This window comes from Saccharopolyspora sp. NPDC045839 (genome assembly GCF_056431645.1).
On record NZ_JBWKKH010000056.1, the window covers coordinates 1 to 25,502 of the forward strand.

Here is a 25,502-nt window from a genome sequence, read left to right on the forward strand (position 1 = left end):
TCGACAAGCCAGAAACCTAGACGCAGCAACGGCGTGCCCCCAACTCCATGGCCAAACCAGCCACTCACACCACCCACGGAAACGTCACAAGAGCCTGAAATTGCGGGAGTTGTCCACAGGCATCGGTGTGTCGTGGCCCGACACGCCGAAGGGCGCAAGTTCCATTGAAATCGAACCTTCGATTTCAATGGAACTTGCGGGTCTGGAAGGTCGGCAGGGCCGGGCAGGGTGGACAGGGCCGGGCAGGGTGGGCCGTCTGCCTGTTGTTCCGGCCTTCGAGGTCTGTGTGGGACGGGGCGACTCGGCTGCGCCGTGCGCGTCTTGCCGGACGTTTTCGTCGTTGTTGAACGGGTTTTCGTGCCCGGTATGTGAATCGGTGCTCGCCGCTGTTGTCGCGGCGAGCACCGATTTTCGTTTCAGGCTGCGGTGATCGCGGCGAGGACGCGGGCGCGATGGGTCGCCGTGGTGCCCCAGGTCGCGACAAGGGCGCGCACCTTCGTGATCCACAGACCGAGATCGTGCTCCAGCGTGTAGCCGATCGCGCCGTGCACCTGCAGCGCCGTGCGGGCAGCGAGGTAGGCCGCGTCGGAGGCGGCGATCTTGGCCGCCGACACGTCCCGCGCGGCATCGGCCGATCCCGCCGACACCGCCGCGCCGTGCAGCAGCGGCCGGGCGAAGTCGAGCGCCACGCGGACATCGGCGAGCGCGTGCTTGAGGGCCTGGAACTCGCCGATCGCCCGGCCGAACTGACGCCGGTTCTTGGCGTACTCCACGGCTTCCTCGAGCAGGCGCTCGCCGGCGCCCAGCAGCTGGGCAGAGCAGGCGAGCGCGGCAGCGTCGAGCGCGGCGGCGACCGCACCGGTCGGCAGCGCGGCGAGCCGGTCCTTCGCGGTCACCTCGAAGAGCCTGCGGGTGCTGTCCACGGAACGCCGCAGCGATCCCGCCTCCGCGAGGTGCAGCTCGTCGCCGTCGACCAGCAGGACGCGGTCGGCGACATCGGCGTCGAGCGCGAAGGGCGTGCCGGGCGGCGCGGCGAGCGTGACCACCCGGCTTCCGGCGGCCAGCTCGGCGAGCGATTCCGGGTCGGTCGCCTGCAGCAGCGCGGGCGCCACGACGACGGACTCGATGTACGGCCCGGGCACGAGGTGGCGGCCGATCTGCTCGAACGCGACGACCACGTCGATCGGCGCCGCCCCGAGCCCGCCGGCATCCTCCGGCACGCACAGGGCGTGCACGCCGAGGTCGGCCAGGCGCTGCCAGATCTTCCGCCCGGACGCCGCATCGCCCTCGCCCCACGCGCGGGCCGCGGCCGGCACTCCCGCGGTGCCGAGGAAGTCGTCCAGCGACCGGGAGAAGGCGAGCTGTTCGTCGTTCAATGCGAACCTCATCGGGCGCGGCCCTCCTTCGGCAGGCCGAGCAAGCGCTCGGCCACGATGTTGCGCTGGATCTCGTTCGTCCCCGCGTAGATGGGCCCCGACAGCGAGAACAGGTAGCCGTCCAGCCACGCGCCGTCGGCCGCCGCGTCCGGGCCGCGCAGCTCGGACTCCGGGCCGAGGAGATCCAGCGCGGTCTCGTGCAGCGCGACGTCGAGTTGGGACCAGAACAGCTTGTTCACGCTGCCGTGCGCGCCGATGTCGCCGCCGCCGGAAAGCCGCGTGACCGTGCCCCACGTGTAGAGCCGGTAGGCCTGCGCCGCGATCCACGAGTCGACCACGCGGTCTCGCAGGTGCGGCTGGTCCGCGCCGCGCTCGCGCCACAGCGCCACCAACCGGTCCGCCGCCGCGCAGAACCGGCCCGGCGAGCGCAACGACAGGCCGCGCTCGTTGCCCGCGGTGCTCATGGCCACCCGCCAGCCGTCGCCCGGCGCGCCGAGCACGTCGGCGTCGGGCACGAACACGTCGTCGAAGAAGATCTCCGCGAAGCCGGGGTGCCCGTCCAGCTGGGGGATCGGCCGGATGGTGATGCCATCGGCGTTCAACGGGAACAGGAAGTAGGTCAGCCCGCGGTGCCTTTCGGCGTCCGGGTCCGAGCGGAACAGGCCGAACCCGCGGTCGGCGAAGGGCGCCCGCGAGCTCCACGTCTTCTGCCCGTTGAGCACCCAGCCGCCGCGTGCGTCGTCGCGCGTGGCCGTGCTGCGGATCGACGCGAGGTCGCTGCCGGCCTCGGGCTCCGACCACGCCTGGGCCCAGATCTCGCTGCCGTCCGCCATCGACGGCAGGTACCGGTCCCGCTGTTCCCGGGTGCCGTGCCCGAAGATGATCGGGGCGAGCAACGAGATCCCGTTCTGCGCGACGCGCACCGGCGCGCCGCTGCGGTAGTACTCCTCTTCGAACAGGACCCACTCGATCATCGAGGCATCCCGGCCGCGGTACTCCGCCGGCCACGAGACGACCGACCAGCGGGCCTCGGCGAGGGTGGCCTCCCACTCCCGGCGAGCCGCGAACCCCTCGGCGGAATCCAGCGGCGGCAGCGGCTTCGCCGGGACGTGGTCGTGCAGCCAGGCCCGGGCTTCGTCGCGGAAGGCCAGTTCCTGCGCGGTGAAGTCGATGTTCATGCGTCCTTGTCTTTCCGCTCGGCCGCGTCGCGCATCTTGCGCGCGTCCATCCCGGCCAGGGAGTCGCCGCCGACCTCCGCGTTGTGCGCGTGCGCGGCGTGGTGCAGGCCGAACACCGAGTCCATGCCGGCCCGCATGCCCTGCAGGTCCTCCGCCTGGTTGATCGCCTTCTTGGTCAGGGCGAGACCGAAGCCCGGCATCGCGCCGATGCGGCCGGCGAGGTCGAGGGTGAAGGATTCCAGCTCGGCTCGTTCCACGACGTGGTTGACCATGCCCAGCTCGTGCGCGCGCTGCGCGGGCATGCGGTCGCCGGTGTAGAGGAACTCCTTGGCGGCGCGCGGGTTCATGACCCACGGGTGGGCGAAGTACTCGACGCCCGGGATGCCCATCTTCACCACCGGGTCGGCGAAGAACGCGTCGTCGGAGGCGACGATGAAGTCGCACGACCAAGCGAGCATCAGCCCGCCGGCCACGCACGCGCCGTGCACCATCGCGATCATCGGCTTCGGGATCTCCCGCCACCGGCGGCACATACCGAGGTAGACCTCCGACTCGCGCGCGAAGCGGCGGTCCACGCCCTCCCGGCCGGTGTGGTCCCACCAGATCACGGCCTTGCGGTCGAAGCTCTGGTCGGCGTCGCGCTCCGGCGAGCCGATGTCGTGCCCGGCGCAGAAGTGCTTGCCGTTGCCAGCGAGCACGATCACCTTGACCTCGTCGTCGTCCACGGCGCGGCTGAAGGCGGCATCGAGCGCGTAGGTCATCTTCGAGTTCTGCGCGTTGCGGTACTCGGGCCGGTTCAGGGTCACGAGCGCGACCGCGCCTCGGCGTTCGTAGGTGACCACCGAGTCGTCGCTGGTACTGGGCATGCTCCTTCACGTCCTTTCCCAAACAAGTGCTTGGTTTGCTACCCTACGGGAGATCGCCGGTCCTTGGCCAGGACCCGCGGTCATCCGCTCACAGCGATCGGTTCGGGAGCCGCAGTGACGTCGTCGAAGAAGGAACAGCCCACGCCGGAATGCCCGCCGGCCCACCGCCTGCTCGAAGGCAGGACCGTCGTGGTCACCGCCGCCGCGGGGGCCGGGATCGGGGCCGCCGCCGCCCGCCGGTGCCTCGAAGAGGGCGCCAAGGCCGTCGTCATCGGCGACACGCACGAGCGGCGCCTCGCCGAGGCGGAGAAGGCGCTGGCCGGCGAGTTCGGTGGCGACCGGGTCGCCGCGGTCGTGTGCGACGTGACCGACGAGGCGCAGATCGACGCGTTGTTCGACGCGACCGAGGCGTTCGGCGGCGCGGACGTGGTGATCAACAATGCCGGTCTCGGCGGCACTGCATCCGTGCTGGAGATGACCGACGAGCAGTGGCACAAGGTCCTCGACGTGACGCTGACCGGTACGTTCCGCTGCGTCCGGGCGGCCGGCAAGCGCATGGTCGAAGCGGGCAAGAAGGGCGTCATCGTCAACAACGCCTCGGTGGTCGGCTGGCGCGCGCAGGAGGGGCAGGCCCACTACGCGGCGGCGAAGGCCGGCGTGATGGCGCTGACCCGATGCGCCGCGATGGACCTGGCTCCGCACGGCATCCGGGTCAACGCGGTCTCGCCCAGCCTGGCCATGCACCCGTTCCTGGCGAAGGTCACCAGCGACGAGCTGCTCGCCGAGCTCAAGGGCCGGGAGGCGTTCGGCCGCGCGGCCGAACCGTGGGAGATCGCCAACGTGATGGTCTTCCTCGCCAGCGACTACGCGTCGTACCTCACCGGCGAGGTCCTGTCCGCCAGCAGCCAGCACGCCTGAGCGCCGCCGAACGCCTTTCGGCCATTGGTGGCGGGTGTTGCGCGGGTGAGCGCCGCTTCGAGGACCAAGGGCCGTGTCGGCAGGGGACGCGAGCTCGTGCGAGGCCCGACCGCCTGGAGCGCTGGGCGTCGTTTTCGCGCGAAACCGGCATTCCGCGTGAGGGCGGGGCGCCGGTTTCGCGCGAAAACGCCACCTGGGCACCTTCGGGTGAGCCTGGCCCGAGCTCTTCTGGAACGACCGCCATGACCGGGGCCGGGTTCGAGAACCGGCGCCAAGACACTTCGATCCGAGGAGAACTCCGTGACCGAGGCCTACATCGTCGACGCCGTCCGCACTCCCGTCGGGCGGCGCGGGGGCGCTCTCGCCGGGATGCACTCGGCGGACCTCGGCGCGCACGCCATCCGCACGCTGGTGGATCGCACCGGGGTGGATCCCGGCGCGGTCGACGACGTCATCTTCGGCTGCTGCGACACGATCGGTTCCCAGGCCGGGGACGTCGCGCGGACCGCGTGGCTGGTGGCCGGCCTGCCCGACCACGTGCCGGGCGTGACCGTCGACCGGCAGTGCGGGTCGAGCCAGCAGGCCGTCCACTTCGCGGCGCAGGGCGTGCTCTCCGGCACCGCCGACCTCATCGTGGCGGGTGGGGTGCAGAACATGTCCGCCATCCCGATCTCGGCCGCGATGATCGTCGGCCGGCAGTACGGCTTCAGCACGCCCTTCGCCGAGTCGCCCGGCTGGCTCAAGCGCTACGGCGACCAGGAGGTGTCGCAGTTCCGCTCGGCCGAAATGATCGCCGAGCACTGGAACATCTCGCGGGCCGACATGGAGGCCTACGCCTACGAGAGCCACCAGCGGGCCATCGCCGCGATCGACGGGGGCCGGTTCGCCGCGGAGATCGCACCGGTCGACGACTTCGACACCGACGAGGGGCCCCGGCGCGACACCAGTCTGGAGAAGATGGCGGGCCTGCAGCCCGTCGCGGGCGGTGAGCGGATCACGGCGGCCGTCGCGTCGCAGATCAGCGACGCCTCGGCCGCGGTCCTGATCGCCTCGCCGCGCGCGGTCGAAGAGCACGGCCTGACCCCGCGTGCGCGCATCCACCACATCTCGGTGCGCGGCGCCGACCCGGTCTGGATGCTGACCGGCCCCATCCCGGCGACCAGGCACGCGCTGGAGCGGACCGGGATGGCGATCGACGACTTCGACCTGTTCGAGGTCAACGAGGCGTTCGCGTCCGTCGTGCTGGCGTGGGCGAAGGAGACCGGCGCGGACCTGGCCAGGACGAACGTCAACGGCGGCGGGATCGCGCTCGGCCATCCGATCGGGGCGACGGGCGCCCGGTTGATGACGACCATGCTGCACGAGCTGGAGCGCCGCGGCGGGCGGTTCGCGTTGCAGACGATGTGCGAGGGCGGCGGCCAAGCCAACGTCACGATCATCGAACGCCTCTAGCGCCTGTTCGGGAACTCGTTCTGCACATCGGCACAGGTGCCGTCGTCGTCCCGCGGGTGATCGCCTGGTCCAGGGGGTTCCGGGCTAGTGCGCTCCCGGCGGCACACGTCGCCGGGCCGTCCGCGCTCGCCGGTCCGGCGGCCGATGACCTGTTCTCCGCAATTTCAATGGAAATTGCGGACCATCGGCGTGTCGCGCCCCCGACACGCCGATGGATGTGGACAACCTCGGGTGCCTGTGGGCACCTTCCGCAATTTCAATGGAAATCGGAGGTTCGATTTCCATTGAAATTGCGGACCACCCCGGTGGGGGTGCCGGCGGTCCGGACTCGCCGGTCCGGGGGTTGAACCAAGCGCTTGCTTGTTATCGGGATCGTGTGGTTATCTGGGCGCATGACGGAGCACGACGGGCCGACGGCCGGCATCTGCGCGGGACGGGTCGCCATCATCACCGGTGCCGGGCAGGGCCTCGGCCGGGCGCACGCCCTCGAATTCGCGCGCCACGGCGCCAAGGTCGTCCTCAACGACATGTCCCCGTCCGTCGAAGACGTCGCCGCGGAGGTGCGGGCCGCGGGAGGCGAGGCGGTCGCGGTCGTGGCCGACATCGCCGACTGGGCGGCCGCCGAGAGCGTGATCGATCTCGCCGTGAGCACGTTCGGCAGGCTCGACACCCTCGTCAACAACGCGGGCATCAACCGGGACCGGATGCTGGTCAACATGAGCGAGTCCGAGTGGGACCAGGTCATGACCGTCAACCTCAAGGGGCATTTCGCCCCGCTGCGCCACGCGGTCGCGTGGTGGCGGGACCAGGCCAAGGCGGGCAACCGGATCGCCGCCCGGGTGGTCAACACGTCGTCCGGGGCCGGGCTGATGGGCAGCGTCGGCCAGGGGAACTACGGCGCGAGCAAGGCGGGCATCGCCGCGCTGACCCAGGTCGCAGCGGTCGAGTTCGCCCGCTACGGCGTGGTCGTCAACGCCATCGCCCCGTCGGCGCGGACCCCGATGACGGAGGCGGTCTTCGCGAAGAAGATGGCCAAGCCCGCCGACGGCTTCGACGCGATGGATCCGGCGAACGTTTCCAGCCTCGTGGTGTGGCTGGGCAGCGACGAGGCCACCACGACCGGTCGGGTCTTCGAGATCGAAGGCGGCGAGGTCTCCCTCGCCGACGGGTGGCGGCACGGCCCGCCCGCGGTGAAGGACGGCAGGTGGGAGCCGCGGGAGCTGACGGCCGTCGTCGCCGACCTGGTGGCGAAGGCCGAACCGCCGACACCCGTGTACGGGGCCTGACGATGACCACCGGTGATGAGGAATTCCGCGCCGAGGTGCGCGGCTGGCTGGCCGAAGAGCTGACCGGCGAGTTCGCCGACGTCGTCGGCCTCGGCGGTTCGGGCCGGGAGGACGAGGCGCTCGACCGCAGGCTGGCGTGGGAACGCCGGCTCGGTTCGGGCGGCTGGATCGGCCTCGGCTGGCCCGTCGAGCACGGCGGCCGCGGTGCTTCCCTGGCGCAGCAGGTGATCTTCCACGAGGAGTACGCGAGGGCGGGCGGGCCGGGGCGTTTGCTGCACATGAGCGAGCAGCTCGTCGGCCCGACGATCCTCGCGTTCGGCTCCGACGAGCAGAAGCGGCGCTTCCTGCCCGGAATCCTGTCGGGGGAGGCGCTCTGGTGCCAGGGCTACTCCGAGCCGGGTGCGGGATCCGACCTCGCGGGCGTCCGCACGCGCGCGGTGCGCGAGGGGGACGAGTACGTCCTGAACGGGCAGAAGGTGTGGACCTCGCTCGCGCACGTCGCCGACTGGTGCTTCGTGCTCGCGCGCACCGACCCGGGGTCGAGCCGCCACGCGGGCCTGTCCTACCTGCTGGTCCCGATGGACCAGCCCGGCGTCGAGGTCCGGCCGATCCGGCAGATCACCGGCACCAGCGAGTTCAACGAGGTGTTCTTCGACGACGCCCGGACGCCGGTGGCCAACCGGGTCGGCGACGAGGGCGACGGCTGGCGGGTCGCGATGGGCACGCTCGGCTTCGAGCGCGGCGTCGCCACGCTCGGCCAGCAGATCGGTTTCCAGCGCGAGCTCGACCACGTCGTCGAACTCGCCAGGGCTGGCGGCGCGCTGGCCGACCCGGAGCTGCGCCAGCGCATCGTGCAATCGTGGATCGACCTGCGGGTGATGCGCTACACCGCGGTGTCGACGCTGCGGTCGGCCGGCAGTTCGGTGTCCGGGTTCGAGGCGTCGCTGTCCAAGCTGCAGTGGGCCACGTGGCACCGGGACCTCGGGGAGCTGGCCGTCGATGTCGTCGGGTCGGCGGCGCTCACCGTCGACGAGCCCTACGACCTCTCGCCCGAGCAGACGTCATTCCTGTTCAGCCGGTCGGACACGATCTACGGCGGCTCGAACGAGATCCAGCGCAACATCATCGCCGAGCGCGTTCTCGGGTTGCCTCGCGGATGAAACGGAGTACCCGGTGAGCGAGAACGAAGACCTGCGCGACGAGATGCGCAAGGCGGTCGCCGACTTCCTCCGCGCCGAGTCGGACCGGCGGGCGGCGATGGACGGCGACCACGGCTACGACCAGGCGCTCTTCAGACGAGGCGTAGCGGACCTGGGGCTCGGTGGGCTCCCGGTGCCGGAGCGGTTCGGCGGGCTGGGGCTCGGGTTCGCCGAGGCCGCTGTGGTGATCGAGGAATTCGGGCGCGCCATCGCGCCATCACCTGTGCCGGACACGCTGATCGCCGGGACGCTGCTGGGCGAGTCGGCCAACGCGGGATCGCTCGGTGAACCCGGCGAGGCCTTGCTCGAGAGGCTCGCCGAGGAGCCGGTCTCGGTCGCCGTGGCCGGCCTCACCGAGACCCCCGGTCGGGGCCCGGTCGTGGCCGACGGCGGAGGGCTGTCGGGCGTGGTCGGTGCGGTCCCGCACGGGGCGACGGCGGACGTGTTGCTGGTGATCAGCGGCGAAGGGGACGACGCCGCTGTCCATCTCGTGTCCCCGGAGCAGCCAGGAGTGACCCGCACGCCGCGCCGGGCGCTGGACCACACGCGCCGGCTCGCGGACGTCGAACTCGCCGGTGCTCGCGCGGATCGCCTGTCGCCCGAGGGTGATGACGGGGCCCTCGCACGCCGGCTGGTCGCCCTCGCCCGGATAGCGCTGGCCGCCGAGTCCGCCGCCGCGGCGCAGGCGTGCCTCGACGAGACCGTCGGATACCTCAAGGTGCGGGAGCAGTTCGGGCGGGCGATCGGCTCGTTCCAGGCGCTCAAGCACCGGTGCGCCGATCTCGCGGTCGCGGTCCACGGCGCCGTCGCCACCGCGCAGTACGCGGTGCGGTTCGCCGCCACCGGCGAGGCGACCGACGAGCTGGGCGACGATCTGGCGACCGTCGCCGCGGTGGCGAAGGTGGTCGGCGCGGACACCCTGATGCGGGTGGCCGCGGATTGCCTGCAACTGCACGGCGGCGTCGGGTTCACCTTCGAGCACGATCTGCACCTGTACTTCAAGCGGGGCAAGGCGAATCAACTGCTCGCCGGGTCCGGCCCGGCGCTGCGGCGGCAGCTGGCCGCACGTCTGTGAACGGGATCCCGGACAGCGGGACCGGTGCTGGGCCTGCGCGGCGAATCGCGCAAACGTAGCGGTGTGCTTGCATCGATGGCCAATTCCGGGAATTCCAACGATCTTTCGATCGCCGATGCGGTCGACCGCCTCAGCAGGGCCGAGCGGACGGGAATCCCCGCCGAGCCCGTGCGGGACGTTCTCGGCGACACGGACATCGCGCTCGCCTACGCCGTGCAGCAGGAGCTCGCGCGGCGGCGTGAAGCCAGGGGAGCGGTGGCGGTGGGCAGGAAGATCGGGCTGACCTCGCCCGCCGTCCAGCGGCAGATGGGCGTCGAACAGCCCGACTTCGGAGTGCTCTTCGCCGACATGGACGTCTCGGGCCGGGCCGTGATCCCGTTCCACCGGCTGCTGCAGCCGAGGGTCGAGGCGGAGATCGCCTTCGTGCTGAAGGCGGACCTGGCCGGCGGCGAGCTCGACGAGGCGCAGGTCCGCGCCGCGGTCGACTACGCCGTGCCGGCGCTGGAGATCGTCGACAGCCGGATCGCCGGATGGGACATCGCGATCACCGACACGATCGCGGACAACGCCTCCAGCGGGCTGTTCGTGCTGGCCGACCACCGGCTCGCGCTCGACGAGTTCGAGCCGCGGGAGGCGGCCATGCGGATGTACGCCGACGACGAGCTGGTCTCGGAGGGCGACGGGGCCGCGTGCCTCGGTGATCCGCTCGCCGCGCTCGCCTGGCTGGCCCGGACGGCGTTGTCCTTCGGCGATCCGCTGCGCGCCGGGCAGATCGTGCTCTCGGGAGCGCTGGGCCCGCTGGTCCCGGTCGCACCGGGCATGCGGTTCCGCGCCGTCATCGACCCGCTCGGCGAGGTCACCACGACGTTCTCCGCGAAATGAGACGCCGTTTCGAGGCGTGGCCGTCTGGAACGGCGGGCGCTGATTTCGCGCGAAATCGGCGCTTCAGGTGAGGGCAGGATGGCGATTTCGCGCGAAATCGCCGCCGGTGTCAGGCGCCGGGCGCCTTCGGGACGAGCCGTGCGGAGCCATTCCGCAAACCACGCTCAAGGCGCGTGAGGCCAGGCGGACATGGCGGCGCTCGTAGGGGCTTGTTGTGCTTCCGCTTGTGCAGGCGGACTCTTGGTGGCCGTCGGTGATCCGCCGGATTTCCCTTGTCCCGGGGAAACGTCCAAGCGTCGGCTACGCCAGGTAGCGCGCGAGGAGCAGCCGGGCCGCCAGCCGCATGTCGGCCTCCGCCTGCTTGATCGTCGTCTTGCGGCTGAGGCTGGAGATGAGCACCCCCCACCAGCTGAACACGAGCAGGCGGACGGTGCTGCGGTCTTCCTCGCTGGGGTAGGACTTCCCGAGGGTGCGGAGGATGGCGTGGGAGAGCGCCGAGTCGTTGTCCGGGTACCCGCTCGGGTCCGTGGTGTAGCTGGCGGCGGTGCTCTGGACCATCGCCGCGCACAGCAGGGGCCGGCGGAGCAGCTCGCGGCTCAGCGCCACCAGGACCTCGCCGATGTCGGTGACGACGTCTTCGCCACCGATCGGCCAGAGTTGTTCGACGAACTTGCCGAGCTGCGCCTCGAACACCGCGGTGAACAAGTGCGTCTTGGACGGGAAGTAGCGGTAGACCGTCCCGATCGCGACACCGGCGTCCTTGGCGACCTCGTGCATCTGCACGCGGTCGAAGTCCGCCGTGGCGCCGAGTTCCGCGGCGGCGTCGAGGATGCGATCGCGGCGCGCGACCTGGCCCTTCGACACCGGCGATGCGGGAGGCCGCACATCGGCGATTCTGGCCACTGTTCCCCCTGTTCTGGCCGCACGTCCGGATGCTCCGGTTTCAGGATAGAGGCGCGTGGTCCGCGCGCCGGACGTCGCTAGAGCCAGTCGCCGCCGTCTCCGACGGTGAGGAAGCGGGTCATCGCCTCGCTCGACCACGTCTGCTGGGGAGCCGCCAGGTCGGGCCGCGGCAGGGCGGGGACGGCGAAGAACTCGTTCGACACGGCGTGCGCCGCCTGCACGAGGAGGGGCGCGACCCGTTCCATGGGCGTTTGCACGTCGCCCACCACGGAGATCGCCGCCGCGGGACCCTCCTGGCCGCGCAGCGCGATGCCGACGCAGCTGACGTGGGCGAAGCACTCGCCGCGTTCGAAGGCCAGCCCGCGACGGCGCCGGATGCGATCCAGCTCCTGGTGCAGGATGCCCAGATCGCCGATGCTGCGCGGGGTCCGGCGGACCGCGTCGGCGTATTCGGTGTCGATCCGTTCCGGGGGCAGCCAGGCGAGCATCGCCTTGCCCAGCGCCGTGCAGTGCGCCGGGGCCCGGCCGCCGACGCGCGAGGGCACGTCGACCGCGGACCGCCCGCCCACCTTGTCGAGGTAGTACACCTCGGTGCCGGAGAGGACCGCCAGGTGCACGACCAGCTTGGTGCGGATCGCCAGGTCGTGGAGCACCGGTGCCGCCGCGCTGCGCAGGGCGTTCTGCCCGATCTCGCGGCCACCGAGCCCGAGCGCTCGTTTGCCGAGCCGGTATCCGGACGTCGTGTGGTCGAGCCAGCGCAACCGGACCAGCTGGTCGAGGATGCGGTGGGCCGTCGAGCGGGGCAGACGGGTCCGCCGGGTCACCTCCTCCAGGTTCCGACGGGTGTGCGGGTGTTCGAACAGGTCCAGGATCAGCGTCATCCGCTCCACCATGGACGGCGGTACCGGCTCCTCGACTGCCGACTCGGCATTCATCCTCAACGTTGAGGTCATGCCACACCTCCCGCGACCGGCAAAATGGAATTGATTCTAAAACAAGCTAGCAGCGACTCGGGCCGGCGAAAAGTGCCTGAACGATGACTGCGGCGGCCATCCCGCCCGAATGCTCCCGTTGTCCGGGCTGGATGGCCGCCCGCTGTCAGCCCGCGGCTCGGGTCTCGGCCGGAGCGTGTCGCGATGCGAATGCGTGGATGCTGGCGACGACGTGGTCCAGCTCCTCCTGGGTCGTGCCGTGGCTCATGCCCAGGGACATGCCCCGTTCGAAGACCTCGTCGGCGACCGGCAGCCCGTCGCGCGGCTGCCGGAACTCGACTCCCCGCATCATCGGATGCCGGGTGACGTTGCCGCTCCAGACCGTTCGGGTGTCGATGCCCGCGGCCTCCAGGGACTCCTGCAGGTCGCTGCGGGTGAACCCGGCGTCGGGCTTGACGAGCACCGGGTAGCACAGCCACGCGGTGTGGAAGTCCGCCAGCTGGCGGGGGAGGGAGAACAGGGTCGGGTAGCTGCCGAAGGCGGCGCTGAAGGCCTCGAAGATCTCGGCGCGGCGGGCGAAGTTGCGGTCCAGCTTCGCCAGCTGCTGCAGGCCGAAGGCCGCGCCCAGTTCGGAGGGCTCGAAGTTCCACGGCAGGACGTCGAAGATGAAGTCGTTGTCGTAGGCGACGCCGTCGAGGTCTTCGCGGAACACCCGCCCGCTGCCCGCCGAACCGAACAGGTGCGGCTCGGAACGACGGCCCCAGCGCCGCAGCATGAGCCCCCGGTCGCGCAGCCGTTCGTCGTCGAGCGTGACCATCCCGCCGTTGCCCGCGCAGGTGATGATGTGCGCCATGGCGAAGCTGGTGACCGTGATGTCGCTGCGCAGGCCGGTGGGCGTGCCGCGCAGCGTGGTGCCGATGGCGTCGCAGGAATCCTCGATCACCTTGAGGTCGTGCCGGTCGGCGATGTCGCGGATGGCATCCCAGTCCGGGGCGTTGCCCGCGAGGTTCGGGATCAGCAGCGCCCTGGTCTTCTCGCTGATCATCTCCTCGATCTTGCTCACGTCGACGTTGTAGGTGTCCGGTTCGACGTCGACGAAGACCGGCACGAGGCCGGCGCGCACGAGGGGCGAGACGTCGGTGGAGAAGGTGAGCGGCGAGGTGATCACCTCCGCTCCGGCGGGCAGGCCGAGGAGCTCGACGGCGAGGTAGATCGCCGAGGAGCCCGAGTTGCACATCAGCCCGAGCCGCTTGCCGTACAGCTCGGCGACCCGGCGCTCCATCTCGGCGACGTTCTTGCCGATCTTCAGCGCGAGCGGGCCACCGTGCAGCACCTCCAGCACGGCGTTGATCTCCGCCTCGTCGTGCACGCTCCGCGCGTAGGTGACACGTGTGACCATGGAAACCTCCGGTTGTCGTGATGGGCGGCGGTGGGCCTGGGGACGCGCGGATCGCCGGACATCGGCCGCGACCCCGTCGGCGCCGCTCGGCGTTGTGGCCGTGGCGACCGCCCGGGATCGCCTCGAACTCCTCGGCCGCGGCGGGCGGAGCTCAGGGATTCCACCAAGCGCTTGATTGGGATGTCCCGCTCAACAGGACCACATACTGGTGTGGAACCGCCCGGTTGTCTACCGTCGCGAAGGGGCGGTGGCGATTTCCGCGGAGGAACCGGGCGTCCTGGCTCCGACCGTGATCGCTGCCGCGGCGGCCCGCGTCCATCGTGGACGAAATCGCGGCCGGTGCTGTTCCAGCGGCGACCACATCCAGTGGTGCCGTGTACTTCCGGGGCGCGCCCGGCGGGCGCGACGACCCGAACGATGCCGTTGGAGGGAGTTCCGTGCCCACTCAGCAGGAGGTGTTCGGCGGGGGTCTCGCCGTGGTGACCGGTGCCGGTTCCGGGCTCGGTGCCGGATTGGCCCGGCACCTCGCCGGGAACCTCGGCATGACGGTGATCGCGGCGGACGTCGACGAGCCGGCCGTGCGCGGGATCGCCGACGAGGAGCACGGCAGTGGCGGCCGCGTGGTCGCGCACGTCGTCGACGTCCGGGATCCCGACGCGATGCTGCGGCTGGCCCGCCAGGTGCGCGACGAGTTCGGCCCGGTCCGGCTGCTGATCAACAACGCCGGGGTCGAGCAGGTCGGCTACCTGTGGGACGTCCCGCCGGAGAGCTGGCGGCGCGTCGTGGACATCAACATCAGCGGGGTCTTCCACGGGATCCGGGCATTCCTGCCCGCCATGATCGAAGACGAGTGGCGCAGCCACGTGCTCACGATCGCGTCGGTCGGTGCCGTCACGACGTTGCCCCTGCAGGCCCCGTACGTCATGAGCAAGCACGCCGTGCTGGGCATGGTCGAGTGCCTGCACCAGGAGATCGCCCAGGTCGGCGCCGATGTCTCCGTCGCGGCCGTGCTGCCGGGGCCGGTGGCGTCCAACATCTTCAGCGCCGCGCGCGGCGTCGAATCCGGTGACGTCGCGGCCGCGGAGGAACACCGGCAGGCCATGATGGCCATGCTCGAGCAGGCCATCAGCGCCGACGAAGCGGCGGCGACGATCATGGAGCAGGCGGCGCAAGGCGAGTTCTACATCGTCACCCACCCCGAGACCGTGCACGCGGCCATGGCGGCGCGTGCCGACCGGCTCACGCACCGTCGCGCCCCTGAGCCCCACCGGAGCCGGTTCGGCCGGCGCGATTGATCGGCGGATCGAGCGCATCCCGTTGAGCGGGAGCAGCTCTTCACCGCCGGTGCGCAGCGGTGGTGGGCTGCGACATCGCAGTACCGCACCAGGACGAGGAGACTCCGATGCCCACGAGCACACCGCCCGCTCCCGCGGCCGCCCACGACACGATCGTCGACCTCGTCGTGGCCGGCTCCGGCACCGGGATGGCCGCGGCGCTCGCGGCGCGAGAACTGGGGCTCGACGTGCTCATCGTCGAGAAGACGGACTACGTCGGCGGGTCGACGGCCCTTTCCGGCGGTGCGTTCTGGATCCCGGCGAGCTCCCTGCTGGCGGCGGAGGGGGCGGTCGACTCGCCCGAGCGCGCCGAGCGCTACCTGCGCTCCGTCGTCGACGGCAGCTCGCCGGACCAGCGGTGGGAGAGCTTCCTGCGCCACGGCGAGGAGACCGTCCGGATGCTGCAGCGGACCACGCCGATGCGCTTCATGTGGAGCAAGGGCTACTCCGACTACCACCCGGAACTGCCCGGTGGCACCGCGGCCGGCCGCAGCTGCGAGTGCAAGCCGTTCGACCTCGCGGTCCTGGGCGCCGAGCGGGCCAGGCTGCGCCCCACGGGCCTGAAGTCCCCGGTGCCGATGCCGATCACCGGTTTCGACTACAAGTGGATGAACCTCATGACCCGGGTTCCGCGACGCGCGGTTCCGCGCGTGGTGCGGCGGGTTTCCCAGGGCATCGGCGGAAAGCTGCTCGGCCGGGAGTACGTCGCGGGCGGTCAGGCGCTCGCGGCCGGCTTGTACGCGGGCGTCCTGCGGGCCGGGATTCCGGTGTGGACCCGGACCTCGGTGCAGCGGTTGACCACGGAGGGCGACCGGGTGACCGGCGTGGTGCTGGAGCAGGACGGGCGCGAGGTGACGGTGCGGGCACGGCGCGGTGTCGTGCTCGCGGCCGGCGGTTTCGACCATAACATCGCGCTGCGCCACGAGTTCCAGTCGGCGGCGCTCGAACCCGGCTGGAGCCTGGGGAACGAGGGGAACACCGGAGATGCCATCCGGATCGGGCGGGAGGCGGGGGCCGACATCGACCTGATGGACCAGGCGTGGTGGTTCCCCGCCGTCGCGCCGTTGCCCGGGGCGGCGCCCCTGGTCCTGCTCGCCGAGCGGTCGCTGCCGGGGTCGCTCATCGTCGACCGGCACGGCCGCCGGTTCGTCAACGAGGCGACCGACTACATGAGCTTCGGCCAGCAGGTCCTGGCGCGGGAGCGGGCCGGCGACGCCGTCGGATCGATGTGGATGGTGTTCGACCAGCGCTACCGCAACAGCTACGTGTACGCGGCCGGGCTGTTCCCGCGGATGCCGCTGCCGGAGAGCTGGTACGCCGCCGGCATCGCGCACCGGGCGGACGACCCCGCCGATCTGGCCCGCCGGACCGGGCTGCCGGTCGAGGGCCTCGTCGCATCCCTGCGCCGGTTCAACGAACTCGCGGCCGCCGGCGTGGACGAGGACTTCGGCCGCGGCGCCAGCGCCTACGACCGCTACTACGGCGATCCGACCGTCGCGCCGAACCCGAATCTGCGCCCCCTGCAGGGACAGCTGTACGCGGTGCGGATCGTCCTCGGCGACCTCGGCACCTGCGGCGGGCTGCGAGCGGACGGACACGGGCGGGTGCTGCGGTCGGACCGTTCCCCGATCGACGGGCTCTACGCGATCGGCAACACCGCGGCGAACGCGTTCGGCACCACGTATCCGGGAGCCGGGGCGACCATCGGTCAGGGGCTCGTCTACGGCACCGTGGTCGCGCGCCACGCCGCCGGCAAGGAAGCTCCGGTTGCACCTGCTTCCTCGAGCTGACGACGATGCCGACTTCGCGCGGCGGGGTTCTTCCGTGCTCGGCGAAGCATCCGCCGCCCGGGAGAGCGGCGGACTCCTCCGAAAGCGGTGGAGTGAACGGCCTGTTCGCCTCGTCTATCGGGACGAACGGTCCGTTCACTCCACTTCCAGCGGTGCCCGCCGATGCTGGGCGGATGGAGCGAACGGACCGTTCACTTCGCCTATCGAGGTGAACAGGCCGTTCACTGCTCACCGGCTAGCGAGGATGCACCGCTGCGCGAAACGGGGTCCCGCTCGCCGTCCCGCTCGCGATCCGTCCGGCGCGCCGGGCAGCGTCGGGTAGTACGTTCCGGCCGACCAGCCGTCATCGACCGCGATCTCCGCCCCGGACAGGTAGCTCGCCGCGTCGCTGGCCGCGAACAGCGTCACCTGGGCGATCTCGTCCGGCTCGCCGATGCGCTGCGACGGCACGTCGACGTAGTGCTGCTGCAGCGCCTCGCCGGACTCACCGGCGGGATTTGGATTTCCCATCGCGGTGTTCATCCCGCCGGGATGGATGGTGCACACGCGGATTCCGGACGGCCCCAGCTCGTACGCCAGCGAGCGGGACAACCCGCGCACCGCCCACTTGCTGGCCGAGTACGCGGCCAGGCCGCTGACGCCGCGGAGCCCGTCCACCGACGAGGTGTTGACGATCACGCCGCGCCCCGCCGCCTTCATCGTCGGCACCACGGCCTTGACGCCGAGCAGGACGCCGAGCACGTTGATGTCGAGCACCTGCTGGGCGTCCGCGACCGAAAGTTCTTCGATCTCCGCCCAATGCAGGATTCCCGCGTTGTTGACGAGGATGTCGATGCCGCCGAACCGGTCGGCGGACGCGGCGATCAACGCGCGCCAGTCCGCCTCGTCCCGGACATCGATCTGCTGGAACATCGCGCGCGAACCGATCTCGTCCGCGACCTGCTTCCCCGCGTCGACGAGCACGTCACCGAGCACCACGGCCGCACCTTCGGCGGCGAACAGCCGCGCGGTGGCGGCGCCCAAGCCCTGCGCGGCGCCGGTGATGATGGCCACCTTGCCATCGAGTCGTCCCATCGGCTTCCCTCTCAATGAGGTCTTCCAACCTCGTTTTGCGTGGCGGTGCGGGTAGCGGCCCCTGCGGGAGTTGCAGCGCCCGCCTGGACTCGGGGTACGGCCAATGCCTGCGGCGCCTGCGACACCCCCATCGACGTGCGGCTTCGCGACCCGCGGCTGCGGGCCGACCAGGATGGACAACGCTCACTGGCGGAATGGCCCGAATTGGGCGGGATCGCCGGCGCCCGCGCCACCCGAAAGCACCAGGCTTCCAGCCTTGCCCGCCGAACGCCCGCAGGCCTCCCGCTCATCGGGAATCCGCACCGCACCGGGCCCGCAGCGGGCCCCGGACGCTCCCACCCGAGCGCTTGCTCAGCTTCGCGAGCGGGAAATGTCCGTCTTGGTCAGTGGGATCGAATCGGCACGGCGGAGCCGCCCGGGAGCATCGTGACCCCATGGCGACGGACGAGACTTCGAACCGCTGGGACGACGAGTGCGACGTGCTGGTGATCGGTTCCGGCGGCGGAGCGCTGACCGGGGCCTACACCGCGGCCCGGGAGGGGCTCTCGGTGATCGTGGCCGAGGCGACCGACAAGTTCGGCGGCACCACGGCGTATTCCGGCGGCGGCCTGTGGTTCCCGGGCAACGCGGTGCTCCGGCGGGCCGGTGACCAGGACACCCTGGCGGACGCCAAGACCTACTTCCGCGCCGTGGTGGGGGATCGCACGCCCCGGGAGCTGCAGGACGCGTTCCTGGACAACGGCGGACGGCTGGTCGACTACCTGGAAGCCGACGACGACTTCGAGTTCCTGGTCTACCCGTGGCCGGACTACTTCGGGTCCGCCCCGAAGGCGAGCGCGACCGGCCGGCACATCATGCCGACGCCGCTGGAGTCCGAGCGGCTCGGCGCGTTGCGGAACTCCCTCCGGCCGCCGCTGGACGTCGACCGGGCGGGCAATCCACTGGCCGACCTGCTCATCGGTGGGCAGGCGTTGATCGGCAGGCTGCTCCTCGCGCTGTCCAAGCAGGACGGCGTTCGGATGCGCCGCGGCGCCGTGTGCGACGAGCTGGTGCGCGAGGGCGACGTCGTGGTCGGTGCCGTGGTCGACGAGGGTGGCCGGCGGCACCGGATCCGCGCCCGCAGGGGCGTGCTGATCGCCTCCGGCGGGTTCGAGCGGAACCAGCAGATGCGGACCGAGCACCAGGTTCCGGGGGCGGCGCGCGATGCCATGGGGCCGTCGGGCAACCTGGGCCAGGCGATCCAGGCCGGCATCGACGCCGGCGCGGACACCGACCTGATGTCGGAGGCGTGGTGGTCGCCCGGCATCACCCACCCCGATAGGACGTCGACGTTCTCGCTGTGGTTCACCGGCGGGATCTTCGTCGACGACAACGCGGAGCGCTTCGTCAACGAGTCCTGGCCGTACGACCGGATCGGCCGCGTCGTCATCGACCGCATCGGCGACGGCAGCGTGACGCTGCCGTTCTGGATGATCTACGACGACCGCGAGGGTGCGCGGCCGCCGGTGCGCTCGACCAGCGTCCCGATGGGGGAGACCGAGGACTACGTCGACGCCGGCCTGTGGTTCAGCGCCGACACCCTGGGCGAGCTCGCCGAGCAGATCGGTGTCCCGGCCGGGAACCTGGTGCGGACGGTGGCGCGGTTCAACGCGTTCGCGGCCGCCGGAACCGATGACGACTTCCACCGCGGTGCCGAGCCGTACGACCGGGCGTTCGCCGGGGACGGCTCGCCGCTGGTCCCCATCGAGAAGGGGCCGTTCCACGCCGCGGCGTTCGGGATCTCCGATCTCGGCACCAAGGGCGGCCTGCGCACCGACGCGCGGGCCCGGGTGCTCGACACGTCGGGAAGCACGATTCCGGGCCTCTACGCCGCGGGCAATTCGATGGCGGCGGTCAGCGGGACCGCGTATCCGGGTGGGGGCAATCCGATCGGATCGTGCATGGTGTTCAGCCACCTCGCCGCGCTGGACATGTTCGCCCGATGACCACGGCGCCCGGCGGGTCGTGCTGACCGCCGCGTTGCGCGAACGGGGCCGCCCCGACGCATGGAGCGCCGGGGAGAACCCCGCTCGAAGGTTTCGAATTCGATGATCGCCGCGAGCTGCGGGCCGGTTTCCGGAGAACCGGTTCCGGCCCCTCCTCGCGGCGCCCGCCGCGACCTCGCTCGACGGAAACGCGGCCTGCGCCTTGACGCCTCCCCGGCGCGTGGTTAACCTTCCCGCCATCAAGCAAGCGCTTGGGCAATTCGCGGAAAAACGAAGCGGGCTGAACGCTGAACGCCCGCCGGGTCCGCGCGCCGCCCGGTGCACTTCGGGCGGAGGTCGTCGCCACCGCGACTGCCGGTCACCGTCAATGACGACGCAGGAGGAAAGGCATGTCGAGCGTTCCCGTGGATGCGACGCCGTCGGCGGCCGAGGAGCTGCTGGCGATCTCGGAGATCCAGTCCCTGTTCGCCAGGCGCCTTCGCGTGATGGACACCAAGCAGTGGGACCGCTACGCGGAGTGCCACACCGACGACGTGGTCAGCGAGTCCTACGCCGACGTTCCGGACGAGAACCGGCCGCAGGCGGACGGCCAGGGGAACAAGGTGGTCGGCGCCGAGGCGCTGACCAAGGCGATCTCCGGGCTCCTCGACGGCGACACGAAGGTCACCACGGTGCACCACGGGCACATGCCAGAGATCGAGCTCACCTCCCCGACCACCGCGCGCGGGATCTGGGCGATGGAGGACGAGCTCTGGTGGCAGCACGGTGATGTCACCGAGCACATGCACGGCTACGGCCACTACCACGAGGAATACCGGAAGGTGGAGGGCCGGTGGCGGATCAGCTACCGCAAGCTCACCCGCCTCCGCGTCACCAAGACGCCCGGGTTCTTCGGGTACCTCCGCGGCCGGCTGTAGCGGGCGCTCTGCCGTACGACACGCGGCGTTCCTCCTCGATCGCCGCGCGGTGCGACCGGTGAACGGTCCACATAGGAAATTCCCCATTGGTCGGGTATCGGCTGGAGGCCCCCGATGAACTCGCAGGAACCAACCCCGACGGGTGCCGGCCCGTCTTCCGTCGGGTCAGCACAATTGCGCAAGGTGGCGCTTTCCAGCCTGCTGGGCACCGTCATCGAGTACTACGACTTCCTGCTCTACAGCACGATGGCGGCCTTGGTGTTCGGGAAGCTCTACTTCCCGGCGCTCACCCCGGGCGTCTCGACCGTCGCCGCCTTCGGGACGCTGGCGGCCGGCTACGTGGCACGCCCCCTGGGCGGGCTCCTGTTCGGGCATTTCGGCGACCGGCTCGGGCGCAAGTCGATGCTCGTGGTGACCATGATGCTGATGGGCGGCGCCAGCTTCCTCATCGGCGTCCTGCCCACCTACGACAAGATCGGCTTCGCCGCCCCGGTGTTGCTCGTCCTGCTGCGCATCGTGCAGGGCGTGGCGGTCGGCGGGGAGTACGGCGGGGCGGCGCTGATGGTCATCGAGCACGCCGACTCCCGGCGCCGAGGGGCGTGGGTCGGGATCATGCAGCTGGGCTCGCCGTTCGGCTTCCTGCTCTCCACCGCCGCGGTCACGGTGGTGACCCTCCTGCCGAGCGAGGCCTTCCTCTCCTGGGGCTGGCGGGTGCCCTTCCTGCTGAGCGCGGTGCTGCTGATGATCGGGCTGTACGTCCGGCTGAGCGTCGTCGAAAGCCCGGTGTTCCGCGAGGCCGCTGCCGCCGCGGAATCCCAGGCGCAGCCCAAGGTGCCCGCGCTGCAGCTGCTGCGGCAGCCGCGCGCGCTCGTCCTGGCGTGCGCGGCCGGTATCGGGCCCTTCGCGCTCACGGCCCTGACCAGCTCGCACATCATCGCCTACGCCACGGGGCTCGGGTACCAGATGTCCGATGTCATGCGGGCGCTGCTGTTCACGGTGTCCGTCTCGATCGTCTGCATCCCCTTGTTCTCCGCCTTGTCCGACCGGTTCGGGCGGCGCCGCGTGGTCATGGTGGGCGCGGTCGGCACGGTGCTCTTCGCGTTGCCGCTCTACGTCATGGTCGACAGCGGGTCCGTGGTGGTCATGACGGTCGGGCTGATGATCGCCCAGGTGCTGCAGAACCTGATGTACTCGCCGCTGGCACCGATGCTCTCGGAGATGTTCGGCACCCGCGTCCGGTACACGGGTGTCTCGCTCGGCTACCAGCTCGCCAGCCTGCTCGGCGCCGGCTTCACCCCGCTGATCGCCACCAGCCTCGTCGCCGCCACCGGGGGTTCGAGCCTGCCGCTGACCGCCATCGCGGCCCTGTCGGCGGCGATCACGATCGTGTCGATCTGGCTCATCGCCGAGACCAGGGGCCGCGACCTCACCGACGACGGCCCGGCCGTCGCGGGCCGATCGGATTCCGGTGCGACCATGGAGGAAACGCGATGAGTGCCAGGACATCTCCGAAGACGCCGGTGCTGGTCACCGGCGCGGCATCCGGGATCGGCGCGGCCTGCGCCCGCACCCTGGCGGCCGCCGGTCGACCGGTGGTGCTGTGGGATCGCGACGAGCAGGGCGCGACCGCCGTCGCGAAGCAGATCGAGCACGACCACGAGACGCCGGTCGCCGTGGCCGGGATCGATGTCGCCGACGTGGCCCGGTACGACGACGTCCTCGGCGAAGCCCGACGGGTCGTCGGCAGGATCGGCGGTTTCGTCCACGCCGCAGGTGTTGTCGACTCGACGCCGGTGACGAAGTTGTCGCGCGAGGCGTGGCAGCGCGTCCTCGACGTCAACCTCACGGCGTACGCCTACGCGGCCGCGGCGCTCGCCGAGGACCTCGAGGCGCAGCCGGGCTCGGCCATCGTCGCGATCTCGTCCATCAACGCGACCCTCGGGCAGGCGAACATCCCGTCCTACAGCGCTTCCAAAGCGGGAGTCCTCGGGCTGACCCGGTCACTGGCCGCGCAGTTCGGCCCGGCCGGGGTCCGGGTCAACGCGGTCTGCCCCGGGTACATCGAAACGCCGATGCTGGAGCGCAGCCTCGCCGACACCCGGCGCACGGCCCGGATGCGCGGCGATGCGATGCTCGGGCGCGTCGGGCAACCGGAAGAGGTCGCGTCCGTCGTCCGCTTCCTGCTCAGCGACGAAGCCAGCTTCGTCACCGGCAGCACGATGTTCGTCGACGGCGGCGTCACGGCGAGCGACCGCCTCGGCTCACTCGCCGACTGACGCCGAAAGGGCTGAGCCGATGGCCGCCCGTAGTCCCTGCTGATCAGGCTGGGACAACGGGCGGCCAGCACGCTGTTCGGGCCGCGATCGCCGCGGCGTTCGCAGCATCGTGCAGCGGACCGTCCAGTTCCCGGGAGCCGGTGAGGACGCCGGGATCGCGTCGATCCCGGCGTCCTCACCGCGTCTCGACAGGTCGTTTCAGACTGGCCCCGCCCCGTCTCATCCGGAAGCGCCCGGTGCCTGACGCCGGTGGCGTTTTCGCGCGAAACCGGCGCCCCGCCCTCACGCGGAACGCCGGTTTCGCGCGAAAACGGCGTTCTGGGTCGCCGGCGGGCACGTCCCGCGCGCGATTCGGGAACGAGCCGCAAGGCGGCCCGATCGCTCAGCGGATCGTGTTGCCCGCGTCCACCGGGAAGTTCGCGCCGGTCACGTACCGGGCTTCGTCGGAGGCCAGGTACACCAGCGCGTTGCTGATGTCGATCGACTGAACGCGCTCCACCGGAAGGGTGTTCATGAACAGCGGCCCCAGATCCGGCCGCTTCTCCAGGAGCGTCGGCAGGACGGGCGAGTGCCCCTGCGGCGTGTCGACGCCGGTGGGGTGGATCGTGTTCACCCTGATGCCCCGGTCGGCGAACTCCAGCGCGAGCGATCGCGCGATGCCGACCACCGCGTGCTTCGCCGCCACGTAGGGCAGGAAGAAGGGAAGTCCCTTGAGGGACGCGGTGGAGCCGGTGATCACGATGCTGCCGCCGCCCGAGGCGAGCAGGTGCGGGATGGCGGCCGCGCAGGTGTTCCACACCCCGGTGAGGTTGATGTCCAGCGTGGTCTGCCAGATCTCGGGGGTCAGGTCCTCGGACGGCTGCGTGGTGCAGATCGACGCGTTCGCCGCCACGATGTCGAGGCGGCCCAGCTCGGCAACGCCCGCGTCGACGACGGCCGCGAGTTCGCCCTCATCCCGCACGTCCGCGACTGCCGAGTGGATGCGCCGGCCGAGCTTCTCGACCAGGCGGACGGTCTCGGTCAGCCCTTCCTCGGTGCCCATCGGGTACTTGACGATGTCGAGTTGCCGGCAGAGGTCCACGGCGATGATGTCCGCGCCCTCCTCGGCCAGCCGCACGGCATGGCTGCGGCCCTGGCTCTGCGCGGCGCCGGTGATGAAAGCGACTTTCCCGGACAGTCTCATGGGTTTCCTCCTGAACGGTTCCGTCATCGGCGGCACGGTGGCCCAGCCGCCCGGCGCGCGCTGTAACGACCAAGCGCTTGCTACGTTATCAGCGGGGTGGCCCGTCGGACGAGAGCTGACGCTGCGATGACCGGCCGAGTGCCGGTTCATCTTCGGTTGCGGTCCATGGCGACCACCGGAACCCGCGGGCGGGCCCGCGCCGGCCGAGATCGGTCTCGGTGAGCGGGAGGTCGACTGTTTTCGCCCCGCCCGGACTTCCCACCATTGATGAGCTTTGGCAAGACGGAGGCAAAGGAGTCCTCATGACGTCACTGCAGGCGGCGGGCGAGAACGAGGTGCGGGTGATCGAGGCGGCGGCGCCGCCGGTTCGCTACGCACGCGGCTGGCACTGCCTCGGCCTTGCCGACCACTACCGGGACGGAAAACCGCACGCGATCGAGGCGTTCGGCACCAAGCTGGTCGTGTTCGCCGACAGCAGCGGGAAGTTGAACGTGCTCAACTCGTACTGCCCGCACATGGGCGGCGACCTGAGCCAGGGCGAGGTGAAGGGCGACGAGGTCGCCTGCCCGTTCCACGACTGGCGCTGGTCGGGCAGCGGGCGCTGCGCGAGCATCCCGTACGCGCGACGGGTGCCGCCGCGGGCCCGCACGAAGGCGTGGACCGTGCTGGAGCGCAACGGGCAGCTGTTCGTGTGGAACGACCCGCAGGGGCAGCAGCCTCCGCCGGACGTGACGATCCCGGAGATCCCCGGCACGGATTCGGACGAGTGGACGTCGTGGACGTGGAACTCGCTGCGGATCGACGGATCGAACTGCCGGGAGATCGTCGACAACGTCGTGGACATGGCGCACTTCTTCTACATCCACTACTCGTTCCCGACGTACTTCAAGAACGTGTTCGAGGGCCACGTCGCCACCCAGACGATGCACAGCAAGGCCCGGCCGGACGTGAAGATCGGCACGAACTACTCCGACGACAGCAGCCTCCGTTCGAGCGCCTCCTACTACGGACCCTCCTACATGATCGACTACCTGTGGAGCGACGTGGGGGACCAGACGATCGAGACCGTGCTGATCAACTGCCACTACCCGGTGTCGCCCACGAGTTTCGTGCTGCAGTGGGGCGCGATGGTCAAGAAGCCGGACGGCATGTCCGACGAGGAGGCCGAGCAGATGGCCCAGGCGTTCGCCGTGGGAGTGGAGAAGGGCTTCCTGCAGGACGTCGAGATCTGGCAGAACAAGGCGAAGATCGACAACCCGCTGCTGTGCGAGGAGGACGGGCCGGTCTACCAGCTCCGGCGCTGGTACGAGCAGTTCTACGTCGATGTCGAGGACGTCCAGCCGGAGATGACCCAGCGGTTCGAGTTCGAGATCGACACCGAGCGGGCGATCCAGTTCTGGCAGGCCGAGGTCGATGACAACCTGGCCAACGGCCGGATCATCGTCGACGACAGCGCCCCCACCGCCTGATCGGCGCG

The 25,502-nt window shown here is 70.7% G+C and carries 21 protein-coding genes; 13 read left to right on the forward strand and 8 right to left on the reverse strand.

What is annotated here, in order from left to right; all coding sequences use genetic code 11:
- Nucleotides 1–416: 416 nt before the first annotated feature.
- The 3 genes from AC07EQ_RS41305 to AC07EQ_RS41315 are packed head-to-tail and all read right to left on the reverse strand — an operon-like array spanning nucleotide 417 to nucleotide 3,420.
- On the reverse strand, nucleotides 417–1,388 hold the full coding sequence (locus tag AC07EQ_RS41305; RefSeq protein ID WP_478393239.1) for an acyl-CoA dehydrogenase family protein: 972 nt from the start codon (nucleotides 1,386–1,388) through the stop codon (nucleotides 417–419).
- Nucleotides 1,385–2,554 carry an acyl-CoA dehydrogenase family protein gene (locus AC07EQ_RS41310; RefSeq protein WP_478393240.1) on the reverse strand — a complete coding sequence of 390 codons (1,170 nt, stop codon included), beginning with the start codon at nucleotides 2,552–2,554 and terminating at the stop codon, nucleotides 1,385–1,387. Before AC07EQ_RS41310 ends, AC07EQ_RS41305 begins: the two co-directional genes overlap by 4 nt.
- Nucleotides 2,551–3,420 carry an enoyl-CoA hydratase gene (locus AC07EQ_RS41315; protein WP_478393241.1) on the reverse strand — a complete coding sequence of 290 codons (870 nt, stop codon included), beginning with the start codon at nucleotides 3,418–3,420 and terminating at the stop codon, nucleotides 2,551–2,553. Before AC07EQ_RS41315 ends, AC07EQ_RS41310 begins: the two co-directional genes overlap by 4 nt.
- Nucleotides 3,421–3,534: 114 nt before the next feature.
- Here AC07EQ_RS41315 and AC07EQ_RS41320 point away from each other — a divergent pair, with 114 nt between their 5' ends.
- From AC07EQ_RS41320 to AC07EQ_RS41345, 6 genes are all read left to right on the forward strand, one after another.
- Nucleotides 3,535–4,338 carry an SDR family oxidoreductase gene (locus AC07EQ_RS41320; protein WP_478393242.1) on the forward strand — a complete coding sequence of 268 codons (804 nt, stop codon included), beginning with the start codon at nucleotides 3,535–3,537 and terminating at the stop codon, nucleotides 4,336–4,338.
- Nucleotides 4,339–4,638: 300 nt separating this feature from the next.
- Entirely contained in the window at nucleotides 4,639–5,790 is a 1,152-nt protein-coding gene (locus tag AC07EQ_RS41325; RefSeq protein WP_478393243.1) for an acetyl-CoA C-acetyltransferase, read from the forward strand.
- A 392-nt stretch (nucleotides 5,791–6,182) separates the two neighbouring features.
- A complete protein-coding gene (locus tag AC07EQ_RS41330) occupies nucleotides 6,183–7,076 on the forward strand; it encodes an SDR family oxidoreductase (protein WP_478393244.1) in 894 nt (297 codons plus the stop codon).
- Between the two features lie 2 nt (nucleotides 7,077–7,078).
- Nucleotides 7,079–8,236, forward strand: coding sequence for an acyl-CoA dehydrogenase family protein (locus tag AC07EQ_RS41335; RefSeq protein ID WP_478393245.1), 1,158 nt, complete (start codon nucleotides 7,079–7,081; stop codon nucleotides 8,234–8,236).
- 13 nt (nucleotides 8,237–8,249) lie between these two features.
- Nucleotides 8,250–9,350, forward strand: a complete 1,101-nt coding sequence (locus tag AC07EQ_RS41340) for an acyl-CoA dehydrogenase family protein (RefSeq protein WP_478393246.1) — start codon at nucleotides 8,250–8,252, stop codon at nucleotides 9,348–9,350.
- Nucleotides 9,351–9,425: 75 nt separating this feature from the next.
- Nucleotides 9,426–10,232 carry a 2-keto-4-pentenoate hydratase gene (locus tag AC07EQ_RS41345; protein WP_478393247.1) on the forward strand — a complete coding sequence of 269 codons (807 nt, stop codon included), beginning with the start codon at nucleotides 9,426–9,428 and terminating at the stop codon, nucleotides 10,230–10,232.
- Between the two features lie 300 nt (nucleotides 10,233–10,532).
- On the opposite strand, the gene AC07EQ_RS41350 is transcribed toward AC07EQ_RS41345, so the two are convergent.
- From AC07EQ_RS41350 to AC07EQ_RS41360, 3 genes are all read right to left on the reverse strand, one after another.
- Nucleotides 10,533–11,135, reverse strand: coding sequence for a TetR/AcrR family transcriptional regulator (locus tag AC07EQ_RS41350; protein ID WP_478393248.1), 603 nt, complete (start codon nucleotides 11,133–11,135; stop codon nucleotides 10,533–10,535).
- Between the two features lie 77 nt (nucleotides 11,136–11,212).
- The gene (locus tag AC07EQ_RS41355; RefSeq protein WP_478393249.1) at nucleotides 11,213–12,088 is read right to left on the reverse strand and encodes an IclR family transcriptional regulator; all 876 of its coding nucleotides are present in this window, start codon (nucleotides 12,086–12,088) and stop codon (nucleotides 11,213–11,215) included.
- A gap of 145 nt (nucleotides 12,089–12,233) precedes the next feature.
- Entirely contained in the window at nucleotides 12,234–13,466 is a 1,233-nt protein-coding gene (locus AC07EQ_RS41360) for a DegT/DnrJ/EryC1/StrS family aminotransferase (RefSeq protein ID WP_478393250.1), read from the reverse strand.
- Between the two features lie 437 nt (nucleotides 13,467–13,903).
- Here AC07EQ_RS41360 and AC07EQ_RS41365 point away from each other — a divergent pair, with 437 nt between their 5' ends.
- Both AC07EQ_RS41365 and AC07EQ_RS41370 read left to right on the forward strand, forming a co-directional pair.
- Nucleotides 13,904–14,761, forward strand: a complete 858-nt coding sequence (locus AC07EQ_RS41365) for an SDR family NAD(P)-dependent oxidoreductase (RefSeq protein WP_478393251.1) — start codon at nucleotides 13,904–13,906, stop codon at nucleotides 14,759–14,761.
- Nucleotides 14,762–14,868: 107 nt separating this feature from the next.
- Nucleotides 14,869–16,590 carry a 3-ketosteroid-delta-1-dehydrogenase gene (locus tag AC07EQ_RS41370; protein WP_478393252.1) on the forward strand — a complete coding sequence of 574 codons (1,722 nt, stop codon included), beginning with the start codon at nucleotides 14,869–14,871 and terminating at the stop codon, nucleotides 16,588–16,590.
- A 228-nt stretch (nucleotides 16,591–16,818) separates the two neighbouring features.
- Here AC07EQ_RS41370 and AC07EQ_RS41375 read toward each other — a convergent pair whose 3' ends face one another.
- Nucleotides 16,819–17,664, reverse strand: coding sequence for a glucose 1-dehydrogenase (locus AC07EQ_RS41375; RefSeq protein ID WP_478393253.1), 846 nt, complete (start codon nucleotides 17,662–17,664; stop codon nucleotides 16,819–16,821).
- A gap of 434 nt (nucleotides 17,665–18,098) precedes the next feature.
- Here AC07EQ_RS41375 and AC07EQ_RS41380 point away from each other — a divergent pair, with 434 nt between their 5' ends.
- The 4 genes from AC07EQ_RS41380 to AC07EQ_RS41395 all read left to right on the forward strand — a co-directional run bounded on the left by AC07EQ_RS41380 (nucleotide 18,099) and on the right by AC07EQ_RS41395 (nucleotide 22,842).
- A complete protein-coding gene (locus tag AC07EQ_RS41380; RefSeq protein ID WP_478393254.1) occupies nucleotides 18,099–19,649 on the forward strand; it encodes an FAD-binding protein in 1,551 nt (516 codons plus the stop codon).
- 389 nt (nucleotides 19,650–20,038) lie between these two features.
- Nucleotides 20,039–20,566, forward strand: a complete 528-nt coding sequence (locus AC07EQ_RS41385; protein WP_478393255.1) for a nuclear transport factor 2 family protein — start codon at nucleotides 20,039–20,041, stop codon at nucleotides 20,564–20,566.
- A gap of 183 nt (nucleotides 20,567–20,749) precedes the next feature.
- The gene (locus tag AC07EQ_RS41390) at nucleotides 20,750–22,060 is read left to right on the forward strand and encodes an MFS transporter (protein WP_478393256.1); all 1,311 of its coding nucleotides are present in this window, start codon (nucleotides 20,750–20,752) and stop codon (nucleotides 22,058–22,060) included.
- The gene (locus AC07EQ_RS41395; protein WP_478393257.1) at nucleotides 22,057–22,842 is read left to right on the forward strand and encodes an SDR family NAD(P)-dependent oxidoreductase; all 786 of its coding nucleotides are present in this window, start codon (nucleotides 22,057–22,059) and stop codon (nucleotides 22,840–22,842) included. The genes AC07EQ_RS41390 and AC07EQ_RS41395 overlap by 4 nt, the downstream gene beginning before the upstream one ends.
- Nucleotides 22,843–23,224: 382 nt before the next feature.
- On the opposite strand, the gene AC07EQ_RS41400 is transcribed toward AC07EQ_RS41395, so the two are convergent.
- A complete protein-coding gene (locus AC07EQ_RS41400; RefSeq protein ID WP_478393258.1) occupies nucleotides 23,225–24,025 on the reverse strand; it encodes a mycofactocin-coupled SDR family oxidoreductase in 801 nt (266 codons plus the stop codon).
- 302 nt (nucleotides 24,026–24,327) lie between these two features.
- Here AC07EQ_RS41400 and AC07EQ_RS41405 point away from each other — a divergent pair, with 302 nt between their 5' ends.
- Complete coding sequence (locus tag AC07EQ_RS41405) at nucleotides 24,328–25,494, forward strand: 3-ketosteroid-9-alpha-monooxygenase, oxygenase component (protein WP_478393259.1); 1,167 nt, start codon at nucleotides 24,328–24,330, stop codon at nucleotides 25,492–25,494.
- Nucleotides 25,495–25,502 lie beyond the last annotated feature (8 nt).